General features: G+C 70.3%; 13 protein-coding genes. 9 read left to right on the forward strand and 4 right to left on the reverse strand.

Annotated elements, in window-relative coordinates:
- Nucleotides 1-234 precede the first annotated feature (234 nt).
- The 3 genes from ACGFY5_RS20565 to ACGFY5_RS20575 all read left to right on the forward strand — a co-directional run bounded on the left by ACGFY5_RS20565 (nucleotide 235) and on the right by ACGFY5_RS20575 (nucleotide 4312).
- On the forward strand, nucleotides 235-1782 hold the full coding sequence (locus ACGFY5_RS20565; protein WP_392721895.1) for a DHA2 family efflux MFS transporter permease subunit: 1548 nt from the start codon (nucleotides 235-237) through the stop codon (nucleotides 1780-1782).
- A gap of 245 nt (nucleotides 1783-2027) precedes the next feature.
- Nucleotides 2028-3212, forward strand: a complete 1185-nt coding sequence (locus ACGFY5_RS20570; protein ID WP_392721896.1) for an acyl-CoA dehydrogenase family protein — start codon at nucleotides 2028-2030, stop codon at nucleotides 3210-3212.
- Entirely contained in the window at nucleotides 3209-4312 is a 1104-nt protein-coding gene (locus ACGFY5_RS20575; protein WP_392721897.1) for an acyl-CoA dehydrogenase family protein, read from the forward strand. Before ACGFY5_RS20570 ends, ACGFY5_RS20575 begins: the two co-directional genes overlap by 4 nt.
- Here ACGFY5_RS20575 and ACGFY5_RS20580 read toward each other — a convergent pair.
- Nucleotides 4276-5292, reverse strand: coding sequence for a toprim domain-containing protein (locus ACGFY5_RS20580; protein ID WP_392721899.1), 1017 nt, complete (start codon nucleotides 5290-5292; stop codon nucleotides 4276-4278). The two genes, ACGFY5_RS20575 and ACGFY5_RS20580, sit on opposite strands and share 37 nt — an antisense overlap.
- Nucleotides 5293-5337: 45 nt before the next feature.
- On the opposite strand from ACGFY5_RS20580, the gene ACGFY5_RS20585 reads away from it, so the two are divergent.
- Nucleotides 5338-6180: an acyl-CoA thioesterase gene (locus ACGFY5_RS20585; RefSeq protein WP_392721901.1), complete on the forward strand. Its 843-nt coding sequence runs from the start codon at nucleotides 5338-5340 to the stop codon at nucleotides 6178-6180.
- Nucleotides 6181-6258: 78 nt separating this feature from the next.
- The gene (locus ACGFY5_RS20590; RefSeq protein WP_392721902.1) at nucleotides 6259-7134 is read left to right on the forward strand and encodes a hypothetical protein; all 876 of its coding nucleotides are present in this window, start codon (nucleotides 6259-6261) and stop codon (nucleotides 7132-7134) included.
- Nucleotides 7135-7189: 55 nt separating this feature from the next.
- On the opposite strand, the gene ACGFY5_RS20595 is transcribed toward ACGFY5_RS20590, so the two are convergent.
- Nucleotides 7190-7699: an Lrp/AsnC family transcriptional regulator gene (locus ACGFY5_RS20595; RefSeq protein ID WP_392721904.1), complete on the reverse strand. Its 510-nt coding sequence runs from the start codon at nucleotides 7697-7699 to the stop codon at nucleotides 7190-7192.
- Between the two features lie 60 nt (nucleotides 7700-7759).
- On the opposite strand from ACGFY5_RS20595, the gene ACGFY5_RS20600 reads away from it, so the two are divergent.
- The 4 genes from ACGFY5_RS20600 to ACGFY5_RS20615 all read left to right on the forward strand — a co-directional run bounded on the left by ACGFY5_RS20600 (nucleotide 7760) and on the right by ACGFY5_RS20615 (nucleotide 11826).
- The gene (locus ACGFY5_RS20600) at nucleotides 7760-9412 is read left to right on the forward strand and encodes an alpha-keto acid decarboxylase family protein (protein ID WP_392721905.1); all 1653 of its coding nucleotides are present in this window, start codon (nucleotides 7760-7762) and stop codon (nucleotides 9410-9412) included.
- Between the two features lie 120 nt (nucleotides 9413-9532).
- The gene (locus ACGFY5_RS20605; RefSeq protein WP_392721907.1) at nucleotides 9533-10471 is read left to right on the forward strand and encodes an MFS transporter; all 939 of its coding nucleotides are present in this window, start codon (nucleotides 9533-9535) and stop codon (nucleotides 10469-10471) included.
- A gap of 4 nt (nucleotides 10472-10475) precedes the next feature.
- Nucleotides 10476-11384, forward strand: a complete 909-nt coding sequence (locus ACGFY5_RS20610) for an NAD(+)/NADH kinase (protein ID WP_392721908.1) — start codon at nucleotides 10476-10478, stop codon at nucleotides 11382-11384.
- A 52-nt stretch (nucleotides 11385-11436) separates the two neighbouring features.
- Nucleotides 11437-11826, forward strand: coding sequence for a PPOX class F420-dependent oxidoreductase (locus ACGFY5_RS20615; protein WP_392721910.1), 390 nt, complete (start codon nucleotides 11437-11439; stop codon nucleotides 11824-11826).
- On the opposite strand, the gene ACGFY5_RS20620 is transcribed toward ACGFY5_RS20615, so the two are convergent.
- Together ACGFY5_RS20620 and ACGFY5_RS20625 are read right to left on the reverse strand one after the other, a co-directional pair.
- A complete protein-coding gene (locus ACGFY5_RS20620; protein WP_392721911.1) occupies nucleotides 11823-12560 on the reverse strand; it encodes a glutamine amidotransferase in 738 nt (245 codons plus the stop codon). The genes ACGFY5_RS20615 and ACGFY5_RS20620 overlap by 4 nt on opposite strands.
- 9 nt (nucleotides 12561-12569) lie before the next feature.
- Entirely contained in the window at nucleotides 12570-13316 is a 747-nt protein-coding gene (locus tag ACGFY5_RS20625) for a helix-turn-helix domain-containing protein (RefSeq protein ID WP_392721912.1), read from the reverse strand.
- Between the last annotated feature and the right edge of the window lie 54 nt (nucleotides 13317-13370).

The raw sequence follows: 13370 nt of genomic DNA on the forward strand, positions 1-13370 counted from the left end.
AATGTCGTCGAAACCCACGTGGGGTAGCGTCGGCCCAGATTGTTTGGCCGATGCAAGGAACCTGCCGATAGTGGGAATACGCCGCTCGGCCGGGCCGGTTGTTCATCCGGGCGTCGCCTGCTGTGACGGACCGTGACACAAATTCGGTTTTTATTTGGTGCATCGATGCAGTAAGAATCTAACGAGCGTAAAATTAATCGGACCTGCCCTGCGGATCGGCGAGGGAAAGTACTCATGGCAGACGTAGCCACAGCCAACGACGACAAGATCACTCCCGACATACTCAAGGTCGCCGGGGTCGTCGTCCTCGGCGCGATCATGTCGATTCTCGACATCACGGTCGTGAACGTTGCCCTACCGACGTTCCAGACCGAGTTCGGCTCGGTCGACGCCCCGCTGGACTACGCCCGGGTGGCGTGGACGGTCACGGCGTACACCTTGGCGCTCGCCACCGTGATCCCGCTCACCGGTTGGGCGGCCGACCGGTTCGGCACCAAGCGCCTCTACATGACGGCGATCGCGCTGTTCACCGCCGGCTCCGCGCTCTGCGCCGCCGCGTGGAACATCGAAGCGCTGATCGGCTTCCGGGTCCTGCAGGGACTCGGTGGCGGCATGCTGATGCCGCTCGGCATGACCATCATGACCCGGGCCGCCGGTCCGAAGCGCATGGGCCGCCTGATGGCGATCCTCGGTGTGCCGATGCTGCTGGGCCCGATCGGAGGCCCGATCCTCGGCGGCTGGCTGATCGACGCGGCGAGCTGGCACTGGATCTTCCTGATCAACGTCCCGATCGGTATCGGCGCGCTGATCTACTCGCAGGTCGTGCTCCCGGCCGACAACGCCCAGCCGTCCGAGTCGTTCGACTTCGTCGGCATGCTGATGATGTCCCCGGGTCTCGCGCTGTTCCTCTACGGCGTCTCCTCGATCCCGGGTGAGGGCTCGTTCACCGCGAACAAGGTCTGGATCCCGGCGCTGATCGGTCTCCTGCTGGTCGTCGCGTTCGTCATCTACTCGTTCAAGCCGAAGCACCCGCTGCTCGACCTGCGGCTGTTCCGCAACCGCAACCTCGCGGCCAGCATCGTCACGATGTTCCTGTTCGCGATCGCGTTCTTCGGTGGACTGCTGCTGGTGCCGACGTACTTCCAGCAGATCCGCGGTGAGTCCGTGCTGATGGCCGGCCTGCTGGTCGCGCCGCAGGGGCTGGGCGCGATGGTCACGATGCCGATCTCGGGCATGCTGAGTGACAAGATGCCGGTCGGCCGGATCGTGCCGTTCGGGCTGGTCGCTATCGCCATCGGCATGTTCGGTCTCACGCAGATCGCCGCCGACACGTCGTACGGCGTCCTGATCGCCTGGCTGTTCGTGCTGGGTCTCGGTATGGGCCTCACGATGATGCCGATCATGACCAGCGCGCTGCGGACGCTGACCAGCCACGAGGTGGCCCGGGGTTCGACGCTGCTGAACATCACCCAGCAGATCGCGAGCTCGGTCGGCGTCGCGGTGATGTCGGTGATCCTGACCAACGGTCTGAAGGATTCGCAGCTCGCGCTGCCGGCGATCGCGGCCCAGCAGGACCCGCGGCTGGTCGAGCAGATCGGTGGCCAGCAGGCCGTCGACCAGGGTCTGTCGCAGGCGGCCGACGCGTTCGCGAGCACCTACTGGGTGGCCCTCGCCCTCGTCGTCGTCACGTTCGTCGCGGCGCTCTTCCTCCCTCGCAAGAAGGAGGAGTCCCACCTCCTCGACGACCAGTCCGACGCCGCACCCCCGGTGATCGTTCACTAGGTGGGCGGCCCGCTCAGAACAACGCTGCCAGGCGAGCGCGAACCCTTGAGTATCACCTATACGCGGCGGGTCCGCGCTCGACTGGCAGCGTTGCCCTGAGCGGGCTCCAGGTTTCAAGCAAGAGCGGTGCCCCCGCGCCTTTGGCGCGGGGGCACCGCTTTTTGAAGCGCTTCAGGTGGGCGTGGAACGTCTGTTAACTTCGGGCGGAGGGGCACAAAGTAGCCCTCACCGGGAAGGAGACGCCGTTGTCCTCCGAGCAGCTCAACGCCGCGATCGACGCGTTACTCCGCGAGCACCCCCCTGCCACCACCGACCCGCACGAGTTCTTCGGCGCGCGGTTCGACGCCGGCCTCGCCTGGGTCTGGGTCGATCCGGCCGACGGGGGCCGCAACGAAGACCCCGCACTCCAGGGGCTCGTCGAACAGCGCCTGACCGAGGCCGGGGCGCCACACCCGGGCTCGTACAATCCCATCGGCATCGGCATGTGCGGCCCGACGATCCTGGCCCACGGCACCCCCGAGCAGCGCGCGCGGTACCTCCGCCCGCTCTACACCGGCGCAGAGGTCTGGAGTCAGCTGTTCAGCGAGCCCTCCGCGGGCTCCGACGTCGCCGGCCTGGCCACCCGCGCCCGCCGCGACGGCGACGACTGGATCCTCGACGGTCAGAAGGTCTGGACTTCGTTCGCCCACCTCGCCAGCTACGGTCTCATCCTGGCACGCACCGACCCCGACGTGCCCAAACACAACGGCATCACCGCGTTTCTCGTCGATATGAAAGCGCCGGGAGTGGACGTACGGCCGCTCCGGCAGATGACCGGCGCAGCCGAGTTCAACGAGGTGTTCTTCGACGGCGTACGGGTGCCCGACAGCGATCGGCTCGGCGACGTCGGGGCGGGTTGGCGCGTGGGCACGACCACGCTGATGAACGAGCGCGTCTCGCTCGGCGGTGCGATCGCGACCCGCGACGAGCCCGGCGCCGACCTCCTCGAGGGCTACCGCGTCGCGGCCTCCCGCGGCGAGGGCAACCCCGTGCGGCGCGACCAGGCGGTCCGCCTCTGGATCGAGGCGAACATCAACTACCTCACGGCGGTCCGCGCGGCCGCCGGGGGCAACCGCGGCAAGCCCGGCCCGGAAGGCTCGGTCCTGAAGCTGGCCTCCGCCGAGTTCAACCGGCGGGCGGCCGAGTTCCAACTGGACCTGCTCGGGGCGTCCGGCACGCTGATCCCGGACTACGAGATGCGCCGTCCCACACTGCCCTACGGCAGCGGCGGGATCCCGTCCACGCAGACCGTTTTCCTGCGGACGCGCGCCAACACGATCGAGGGGGGCACGTCGGAAGTGCTCCGCAACATCCTGGGGGAACGAGTGCTCGGTCTGCCCGGTGACGTCCGGGTCGACAAGGGTGTGGCGTGGAAGGACGTGCCGCGATGACGGTTTTCTCCGAGGAGCAGGAAGAACTGCGGCGCACGGTCCGGACGTTCCTCGAGCGCACCTCGCCGGAAGCGAACGTGCGCCGGTTCATGGAGACCGACGAGGGCTACGACCCGGCCGTCTGGAAGCAGATGGGCGAGCAGCTCGGGTTACAGGGCATCCACATCCCGGAGGAGTACGGCGGCTCCGGGTTCGGTTTCGTCGAGTTGTGCCTGGTGCTGGAAGAGATGGGGGCAGCGCTGCTGCCCTCGCCGTTCTTCGCGTCCGCCGTGCTCGCGGCTTCCGCCCTTCTTTCCTCGGACGACGAAGAGGCGAAGAAGGAGCTGCTGCCGGGCATCGCGAGCGGCACGACCATCGCCACCCTCGCGTACGCCAACTACACCGCTCAGTTCGACGGAGCGGTCGAGGCCACGAGCACGCCCGCCGGGTACACGCTCAGCGGTTCGCGGCACTTCGTCCTCGACGGTGCCCTGGCGGACCTGTTGCTGGTTGTCGCCTGCGCGGACGCGGGGCCGTCGCTGTTCGCGGTGGAGAAGGGCGCGCCGGGGCTGTCGGTGCACCCGTTGTCCACCATGGACCTCACCCGGAAGCAGGCCGACATCGTTCTCGACGGGGTCTCGGCCCGGTTGATCGGGACCGAGGGCTCGGCCGACGAAGTGCTGGAGCACGTGTTGCGGCTGGCGTGCGTCGCGCTGGTGAACGAGAGCGTCGGCGGGGCGCGGGCCGTGTTGGCGCAGGCCACCTCGTACGCGAAGGAGCGGCTGCAGTTCGGGCGGCCGATCGGGTCGTTCCAGGCGATCAAGCACAAGTGTGCGGACATGCTCGTGGCGGTGGAGGGGTCGCGGTCGGCCGCTTATCACGCTGCGGCGGTGGCGGCGTCGGGCGACCAGTCGTTGGCGGCCGTGGCGTCGCTGGCGAAGTCGTACGTGGGGGAGGCGTACTTCTCCGTGGCGGCGGAGAACATCCAGGTGCACGGCGGGATCGGGTTCACCTGGGAGCACCCCGCCCACCTGTACTTCAAGCGCGCCAAGTCGGCCCAGTTGCTGTTCGGTGACCCGCTCCATCACCGGACGTTGTTGGCCGAAAGGTTCGGGCTGTAGAGGTTCTCGAAGACGGTGGTTCCGTCAATGCCTAGGCGGACGCTCAGCGAGTGGGCGATGCGGGGGAGCAGGGGCGTGTCCCGGTGCCCCGCGTCACGGAGGAGGGCGCCGGCGGCGTAGAGGGCGGTGACGCGGCCCTCGATCTCGTCGAGGCGGCGGTCGGCGAGGCGTGCCTCGACCAGGGCCGCCAGGAGCGAGGTGCGGGACTCCCGGAGGATGCGGTCGGCGGCTTTCGGGCCGGAGCGGGCGATCAACGCCGCCGGATCGGTGCCGGGTGGGAGTGCGATCGCGTCGACCGGGCCGTCCCAGCCGCGCAGCAGCTGGTACGCGCGGTCGGCGGCGCGCCGGCCTGCGGTGTCGGGGTCGAAGCAGACCACCACCGCGGTGCCCGGCGCGACCGCCGAGCTGAGCAGGTCCACCTGCCCGTTGGTCAGCGCGGTGCCACACGTGGACACCGCCACCCACCGGCCCTCCGCTCCCACCGGTAACCGCGACAACGCCACGGCATCCGCGGGCCCCTCCACGATCACCACCGTTGCGGCGGTGGACGGGCAGGTCTCGGAGAGGGCGTAGAGGTGGTTGCTCTTGGTGTAGACGGGGGTCGTGGCGCTGTTGCGGTAGCGCGGGACCCGGGGGTTGCCGGACAGGTCGCGGCCGACGAACGCGTGCGTGACCCCGTCCCGATCCCGGATCGGGAACATGACCCGGTTACGGAACGCGTCGACGAGACGCCCGCGACGCGCCACGGCAAGACCCGCCGTGACCAGCTCGTCCGGCGTGAACCCGAGCCGATCGAGGTGATCGATCAGTGCGGTGCGACCCCACGGCGCGTACCCGAGCCGCCAGGGGCGCGCGCGAGCCAGCGCCCGCGGGATACCGCGGCTCCGCAGGTAATCGACGGGTGGACCACACGCCAGCCGAGCGAGTCGGCCGGCGTAGAACGCGGCGGCCCGCTCGTTCGCCTCGAGTAGGCGGTCCATGGCTCTATTGTCTCGTACGTTCGTTCGAATGGCATGGTAGTGCGGGTGGCGACCATCCATGAGGTCCTGGAGATCGAGCGGATCGAGGACGACATCTTCCGGGGCAGCACCCCGGACACTTTCCTCCAGCGGACCTTCGGTGGGCAGGTCGCCGCTCAGGCGCTGGTAGCGGCGGTCCGCACGGTCGCCGACGGTTACCTCGTCCACTCGCTGCACGGCTACTTCATCCGGCCCGGCAAACCCGACGTCCCGACCGTGTACCTCGTCGACCGGATCCGGGACGGACGGTCGTTCGCCACCCGTCGGGTGACCGGTGTCCAGGGCGGCAAGGCGATCTTCTTCATGTCGGCGTCGTTCCACGTGCAGGACGAGGGTCCGGAGCACCAGGACTCGATGCCGGACGTGCCGTTCCCCGAGGACCTCCCGGACCCCACCGGCGTCCAGGGCGAGATCGCGGCGTGGCACGCCCGCGAGTGGCCCGACTGGGACCTGCGGTCGGTGCCGGCGAACTCGGTCGCGCGGGTGCCGGGAGCGGCCGCGCAGCAGCAGATCTGGATCCGCTACAAGCACACGCTCCCGGCCGACCCGGTGTTCCACGTGTGCGTGCTGACGTACCTGAGCGACATGTCGCTGCTCGGGTCGGCGCGGGTGCCGCACCCCGGTGCGAAGACGCAGGGGGCGTCGCTGGATCACGCGCTCTGGTTTCTGCAGCCGTTCCGGGCCGACGACTGGCTGCTCTACGACCAGACGTCCCCGGCCGCGGGGTTCGGGCGGGCGTTGACGCAGGGGCAGATCTTCGACCGGCGGGGGCGGCTCGTCGCCGCGGTCACGCAGGAGGGACTCATGCGGTACGTGCGCGAGCCGGTGTCCGGCGTCGATCGCGCCTGAGCGGAGAATCTTTACTTCTCGGTGGACGCGGGTACCCGGGGTCTCGACAGCAATACTTCGAGATGGACGGAGGCCGCCATGTCGATTCGGCTCACCATCGTCCTCGTCGTGGTCGTGCTCTTAGCACTCGCCGTAGTCGCGGTCGTGGTTTCGCGGCGGAGTAGCGCGAGGGCGCAACAGCGCCGGCTGAAGGCGCAGGAGCACCTCGAGGAATCCAAGGCACGGGCGGCTCGGGCCGAGGCGGAGCGTGCGGCCGCCGCGCAGCAGATCGCGCAGGCGAAGGCGCGCCGCGCCGAGCTCGAGCGGGAGCTCGCTCGCGACGAGCGTGAGGCCGCGGAGCGGACCCGCAAGGCTGACGCCGAGCACGCCGAGGCTGAGCGGCTCGCGCAGCAGGCGCGGAAGCTCGCCCCGGATCTGGATCCGGACGGTGCGCCCGGTGACGCGCGGATGCACGATGTGGACTCCGCGCACGAGAACGCACTGCGTGAGGACGGCGTCCACGCCGACCGCGACCGCCGCCGCACGGACCGCACCCCCGACGCCGATACGCGCCGCGACGAGCGCGCTGCTGCGTACGTCGACGGGCGTCGGGACGAGCGGGTCGACGAGGCCGTTCGCGGCGAGGAGCGGGTGGACGGCGAGAGCCGGGCCCGGCTGCTTCGGGGACGTGGTGACAACAACGGTCGCGCGGTGCGGGACACCGCCGCCGACGACGGCCGCGACGGCTACACCCGTGAGCGCGTCGCCCGCGTCGAGCGCGACCGCGAGGCCCGCGACGCCGCCGCCCGCGACCACGACGCCGCAACCCCTGCCGAGCGGGTTGCTGTCAACGATGGATCGACGCCGACGCGGCAGGACCAGGACCCGGACCGGGACGGTTCCGGCCACGGCGGCCTCGGCAGCCGACTCAGCAGCAGCCTGAGCCGCTTCCGCCGCGAGCACACCGAGCACTGACAGCGCCGACAGTCCGTCTCACCGGCCCGGGAACCCACGGTTCCCGGGCCGTTCGCTACCCCAGGTACCGCTCCAACAGCGGCCCCATCCGCCGCGGAATCAGCTCCCGAGCCGCCAGGCTCGTACTCGTCCGCATCACCCCGTACGACCCCACGATCAACCGAGTCACCCGGTGCAGATCCTCGGGATCCAACGCCACCACCTGCGCGATCAGATCCGCGTCACCGGTGACCGCATGCAACTCCAGCACTTCCGGTATCGCCGACAGCGCCTCCACCGTCGGGTCGAGCTCCCCCTGACTGATCTGGATCGACACGAACGCCAGCAACTGGTACCCCAACGCACCCAACCGCAGCCGACTCGACGGCGGCGCCAACGACCCGTCCGACTCCAACCGCCGCTGCCGGCTCTGGACCGTGTTCCGCGCGAACCCGAGCGAGTCCGCGATCGCGGTGGTCGTGGCGAGCGGCGAGGCGTCCAGCGCCAGCACGATGGCGGCGTCGGTGCGGTCGACGATGCGCGTTTCGCTCAACAGCCAGCCCTCCAGACGGAGAAGACGAAGCATTTTGCTCAGTCAACGCCCCTCATCTTGCCGTTCTGACCCCCGAACGGCAGCGTCAAGCAGATGCGCGAGGTCACGGTGTCCGGATATCTGGCCGAGCGGTTACGACAGAACGGCGTGGCGCACCTGTTCGGCGTCCCCGGCGACTTCAACGTCGATCTGATCGACGGTCTGCTGGCAGGCGGCCAGCAGCGGTGGGTCGGCTCGCCCAACGAGCTCAACGCCGGGTACGCCGCCGACGCGTACGCCCGCCGCCGCGGGCTCGCCGCGGTGGTCACCACGTACGGCGTGGGCGAGCTGAGCTGCCTCAACGCGATCGCCGGCGCCTACGCCGAGCAGGTGCCCGTCGTCCAGATCACGGGTTCGCCGGCCGCCGGCGCGGACGGGAAACTCCTGCACCACACGCTCGCCGACGGCGACCTGGGGCACTTCGCCCGCGCCTACCGCGAGGTCACCGCGGCGACCGAGGTCCTCACGCACGAGCGGGCCGCTGAGCAGATCGACGCCGCGCTCGCCGTCGCGCTCGAGACGAGCCGCCCGGTGTACCTGAGCGTGCCGGCCGACGTGGCGCACACGAAAACCGACGCCGAGCGCCTCGCGACGCCCCTCCGGACGACCCACGTCGACGCCGCCGCGCTCGCCGCGTTCGCGAACGCCGCGCGCAACCTGCTCAAGGCCAAGGACGGGCAGGTCACCGTCGTCGCTGGGCACGAGGTGGAGCGACGGGCCGCGACGCGGGAGCTGCGCGCCCTGGTCGAAGCGGGACCGCTGCCGTTCGTCACGCTCGTCTCGAGCAAGGGCTGCGTGAACGAGGACCACCCGTGTTTCGCCGGGGTCTACTGGGGCGACCTGGGCGTCAAGTCGGCGCGGCACGCCGTCGATCAGGCCGCCGTGCTGATCACCGTCGGCACGCTGATGACCGACGTCGTCGCGGGTGCGTTCACCGCGCGCACCGAACCGGCCGCCACCATCGACATCCGGGGCACCTCGGCCAGCGTGGCCAACCAGACGTTCGACGGCGTGCCGATGCGCGCCGCCCTCGCCGCGCTCACCGGCCTGGCCAGCGAATACGCCACGCTGCCCGCAGCCGGGCTCCCGGCGTCGGCGGTGCTCGGCTACCGCGCCGAGGAGAGCCACGGACCGGTCACCGACGCGCTGACGCAGATCTCGCTCTGGGAGAGCCTCGAGGAGTGGCTACCGGCGAACTCCACGCTGCTCGCGGAGATTGGCACGGCGTTCTGGGGCGCGGTGAGCATCACGTTCCCGCCCAACACCGCGTTCCTCGCGCAGCCGGTGTGGAGCTCGAGCGGGTACACGCTGCCCGCGACGCTCGGCGCCGGGCTCGCGGAGCCGGTCCGGCGCCCGGTGCTCGTGATCGGCGACGGTGCCGCCCAGATGACAGTGCAGGAACTCGGCACGATGTCGACGAACGGTCTCGCGCCGGTCGTCGTCGTGGTGAACAACGCGGGGTACACGACCGAGCGGATGCTGCGCAGTCCGGATGCGTCCTATGCCGACGTCGCGCCGTGGAACTGGAGCGGGCTGGTGCGGTCGATGGCGCCGCACGCGCACACGTACCGGGCCACGTGCCGCCGCGAACTCCGCACCGCCCTGGCCCACGCGAGCGCGCACCCCGACAAGATGGTGTTCATCGAGGCCGTCCTTCCCGCCGGAGACATCCCGCCGATGGCACAACGCCTCGCCGCGACGCGGTGAAGCGTGCGACGATTCCAGCATGCGACATTGATTCCGCAGCAGTAACCAGGACCCCACCCACCGGCTGATCCGGCGGGTCCAGGCATCGGGGTTCCGCGGCGTTCCCTGCTGGTCGTCGGGTTGCTGGTCCGTGCCGGGGCGTTCGCGTCGTGGATCCTCTGGCCGACGTTCTCCGGCTTCGCGCTGGGGTTCGTGCTCTGGGGTGCGAGCGGTGCGGTCACGTCCGGGACGTGGGAGGCGCTCGTCTACGACGAGCTCACCCGCTACGGCACCGCCGACCGGTACGCCCGCTTCCTCGGCCGCGCGGAAGCACTGGCGGCGGCCGGTTCGCTCGCCGGTACCGCGCTCGCCGCGCCGCTGATGGCGCTCGGCGGCTACACCCTCGTCGGCTGGGCGTCGGTGGCCGTCTGCCTGTTCACCACAGCCCTGGCCTCCCGCCTGCCCAAAGGTGTCCCTCCGCCGAGGATCGGCGCTGCACAGCCGGGCTATCTGGACACGCTCCGGGCCGGGATTCGGGAAGCGGTCATCAACCGGGTCGTCGGGCGGGTGGTGCTCGTCGTGGTGGTGCTCGGCGGCGCCACCGCGGTCGAGGAGTACTTCGGCCTCCTCGCCGCCGACCTCGGCTCCCCGGCGACCCTGCCACTCCTCCTGCTCGTCCCCACCGCCGGCTACACGATCGGCGCCGAGCTCGGTGGCCGCCTCGGCGACATCGGCCCGCGCCGGCTCGCGGCACTGGTCACCCTCGGTGCCACGCTGTTCGGTGCCGGGGCCCTGATCCGCCACCCGCTCGGATTCGTCGCGCTGGGCGTCGGATTCGGGCTCGTGGGCTTTGGCATTGTTGTTGCTTCTGCTCGGCTCCAGGAGACCCTGACCGGTCCGCGCGCCACCGTGACCTCGGTCGCGAACGTCGGGGAGGAGGTTGTCGCGCTGGCGATCTACGCGGCGTTCGGCGCCGCCGCGGGCACCGTGTCGCTCCCGCTGCTGACCGCCCTCGCCGTGGTGCCGATCCTGGCGCTGTCGCTCCGCATCCCGCGCTGGCTTCCCGGCGTGATGAGGTAGGGGCATGGAGAAGATCGCGCTGGGCCTGGTGTTCCATCCGACGAAGAACGTGACGCCGGTGGCGTCGACCATCGTCGAGTGGGCGGCGAAGCACGAGTTCGTCGTGTACGTCGGCGAGGCCGACGCCGACCGGGCACCCGCCGGCGTGCAGGCCCTCGACCCGGACGAGTTCGTGGCCCGCACCGACGCCCTGGTCAGCATCGGCGGCGACGGCACGATGCTCGGCGCGCTCCGCCTGGTCGCCGACGACCCGAAGCCGGTCCTCGGCGTCAACCTGGGCAAGCTCGGGTTCCTGATCGAGGTGGACCCGACGGAACTCTCGGCCGCGCTCGACCGGCTCTCCGCGGAGGACTTCACGGTCGAGGCGCACAGCTGCCTGCGGCTGATCGTCGACGGGCGTGAGCTGGTCGCGTTCAACGACGTCGCGCTGGTGCGTCAGCCCGGCTCCGGGGTGGTGGCGGCGTCGCTCGCGGTCGACGGGCAGCGCTACGGCTACTACCGCTGCGACTCGCTCGTGCTCTCGACCCCGGCCGGCTCCACGGCCTACAACTACGCGGCCGGTGGCCCGGTGATCTCTCCCGCTACTCAATGCCAGATCGTGACGCCGATCGCGCCGCTGTCGGGCATCTCGCGGTCGCTCGTCGTGTCCGTGGACGAGCCCGTCCGGTTCGACCTGCTGCCGGATTCCGGCGACGTGACGGTCGAGGTGGACGGGCGGGCGCTCGCTCACGTCGGCGGCGGCACATCCGTGGAGGTGCGGTTGCAGCCGCGCGCCGGACTGGTCGTGCGGCTGAACTCGGAGATCCACCGGCAGCGGAGCTACGTGAAGCTCAGCCTGCTCGACCTGCCGCTGCTCCCCGACGAGCTGCGCGAACTCATCCCGGCGTCGTACCGGGCGCGGCTCGAGCGATAAAGTCCGCAACGGAACCTTCCGCTACGGAACTATTCCTGCGACGATGAGCGGCATGGATCCGAACGTGAACGCCCTCTTCGACGCCCGGAACTTCGCCACGCTCGCGACGGTCAACCCCGACGGGTCGCCGCAGTCGAGCGTGCTGTGGGTGCTGCGCGACGGCGACGACCTGCTGTTCTCGGCGCTGGAGCACCGCAAGAAGGCACGCAACATCGCGCGCGACGCCCGGGTGAGCGTCACGATCCACGACGAGACGAACCCGTACACGTCCGCCGAGGTGCGCGGAACCGCTGTCGTGTCCGGGGATCCCGCCAAGGAACTTCCGGCGCTTCTCTCGCGGAAGTACCTCGGCGTGGACCCGCCGAACGAGTCCGACGACGAGACCCGCGTCGTCATCCGCGTGACGCCGACGACCGTTCACTACGCCGCGCTGCTGGGCTAGGCGCGTGCTGCCGCCCGGGTGTGCTGGTCGACGAACGCGCGGAGCACGGCCGGGGGATGGCGCACGTCGCTGGCGCGAGCGAGGGCCTTGATCTCGTCGGCTTCCTCGGGCTTGAAGTAGCCGGCGTACTTGTAGACGTCGACGCGGGTGCACAGCCCCTCGGCGTCCAACTCGGGGTGGAACTGCGTCGCGTACACGTGCCGGCCGATCCGGAAGGCCTGCACCGGGCAGGTCGGCGAGCTCGCCAGCAGCGTCGCGTGCGGGGGCAGCACGCTGATCGCTTCCTTGTGGCCGACGAAAGCCTGGAATAGCTGGGGGACGCCGTCGAACAGCGGATCCGGCGCCACGACGCTGACCTCGACCGCGCCGACCGGCTCGCTGTACGTGCGGTCGACCAGCGCCCCCTGCGAACCGCCGAGCGTCCCGATGCCGTAGCAGGCGCCGAGGAACGGGAAATCCGCGTCGACGATGCGTTCGATCAGCGCGCTCAGCTCGGCTTCGACGCGGTTCTGCACCGGTGTTTTCTTCGCGGCGGGGTCGGACACGTTGAACGGGCCGCCACCGAGGAGGATGCCGGACCAGTCGTCCAGGTCGACGTCGCCGAGCGGGGTGCGCTCGAGGCGGTGCCGACGCAGGTCGCGTTCGTCCAGTCCGGAGAAGCGCAGGAACGCTGCGTATTCTTCGTCGGCCGCGGCGTCGTCGGCGCGGGTGGCGAGCAACAGGAACGGTTTCACCGGCACACCCTAAGCGTTCGACGCTTGTAGCCGTGTCACTGTCTGTTCGTCGGCGGGCAGGAACGCTTCGAGTTTGAGCTCGGCCACGGTGACGTCCAGCGCGGTCGCGAAGGTCGTCACGGTGGTGGTGAGGTGCAGGTCGTCGAGGTGCAGCGGCACCGCGAAGCCGACGTGATCGGCGCGGACCTCGCGGGCGGGCACGTAGCCGGTGAGTTCGTCGACGAGTTCGGCCAGCCGCGGCGAGGGATGGGTGGCGAGCTCCTGTCGCGCCCGGTCCACGACATGGTGCGCCCACTGCCCGAAGTTGCGGATCCGCGGCGCCATCCCGTCCGGGTGCAGGGCCAGCCGGTACACGTTCACCGGGGGATCCAGCAGCTCCGCTGCCACTCCCCGGGTGAGCATCCCGAGCGCTCGATTGGCGTCGACCAGAGTGCCGTAACGGTCGACGACGACGGCGGGATAGGGCTCGTGGCCGGCCAGGACGTGGCGGAGAGCCGTCCGTACGGCGGGCAGTTCGGAGAGCGGGGTCTCGGGGTAGGCGGGGGTGTAGCCGGCGGCGGCGAGCAGTTCGTTGCGCTCGCGGAGGGGGAGGTCGAGGGACTCGGCCAGACGCACGACGAGGGTGCGGCCCGGGGCGGATCGGCCGCTCTCGAGGAAGCTCAGGTGGCGCTGGGTGGTTCCGGCTCTGATCGCCAGCTGGAGCTGGCTGACGTTGCGGCCGCGTCGCCGGGTGCGGAGCGCCGTCGGGAAGTCCATGCCTCGGTGTCTACCAGCAGCGTCGATTCCCTTGAGGGAATTGTCGGGCTGCTG

This window comes from Cryptosporangium sp. NPDC048952 (assembly GCF_043197895.1).
In the GTDB taxonomy this organism is placed as follows: Bacteria; Actinomycetota; Actinomycetes; order Mycobacteriales; family Cryptosporangiaceae; genus Cryptosporangium.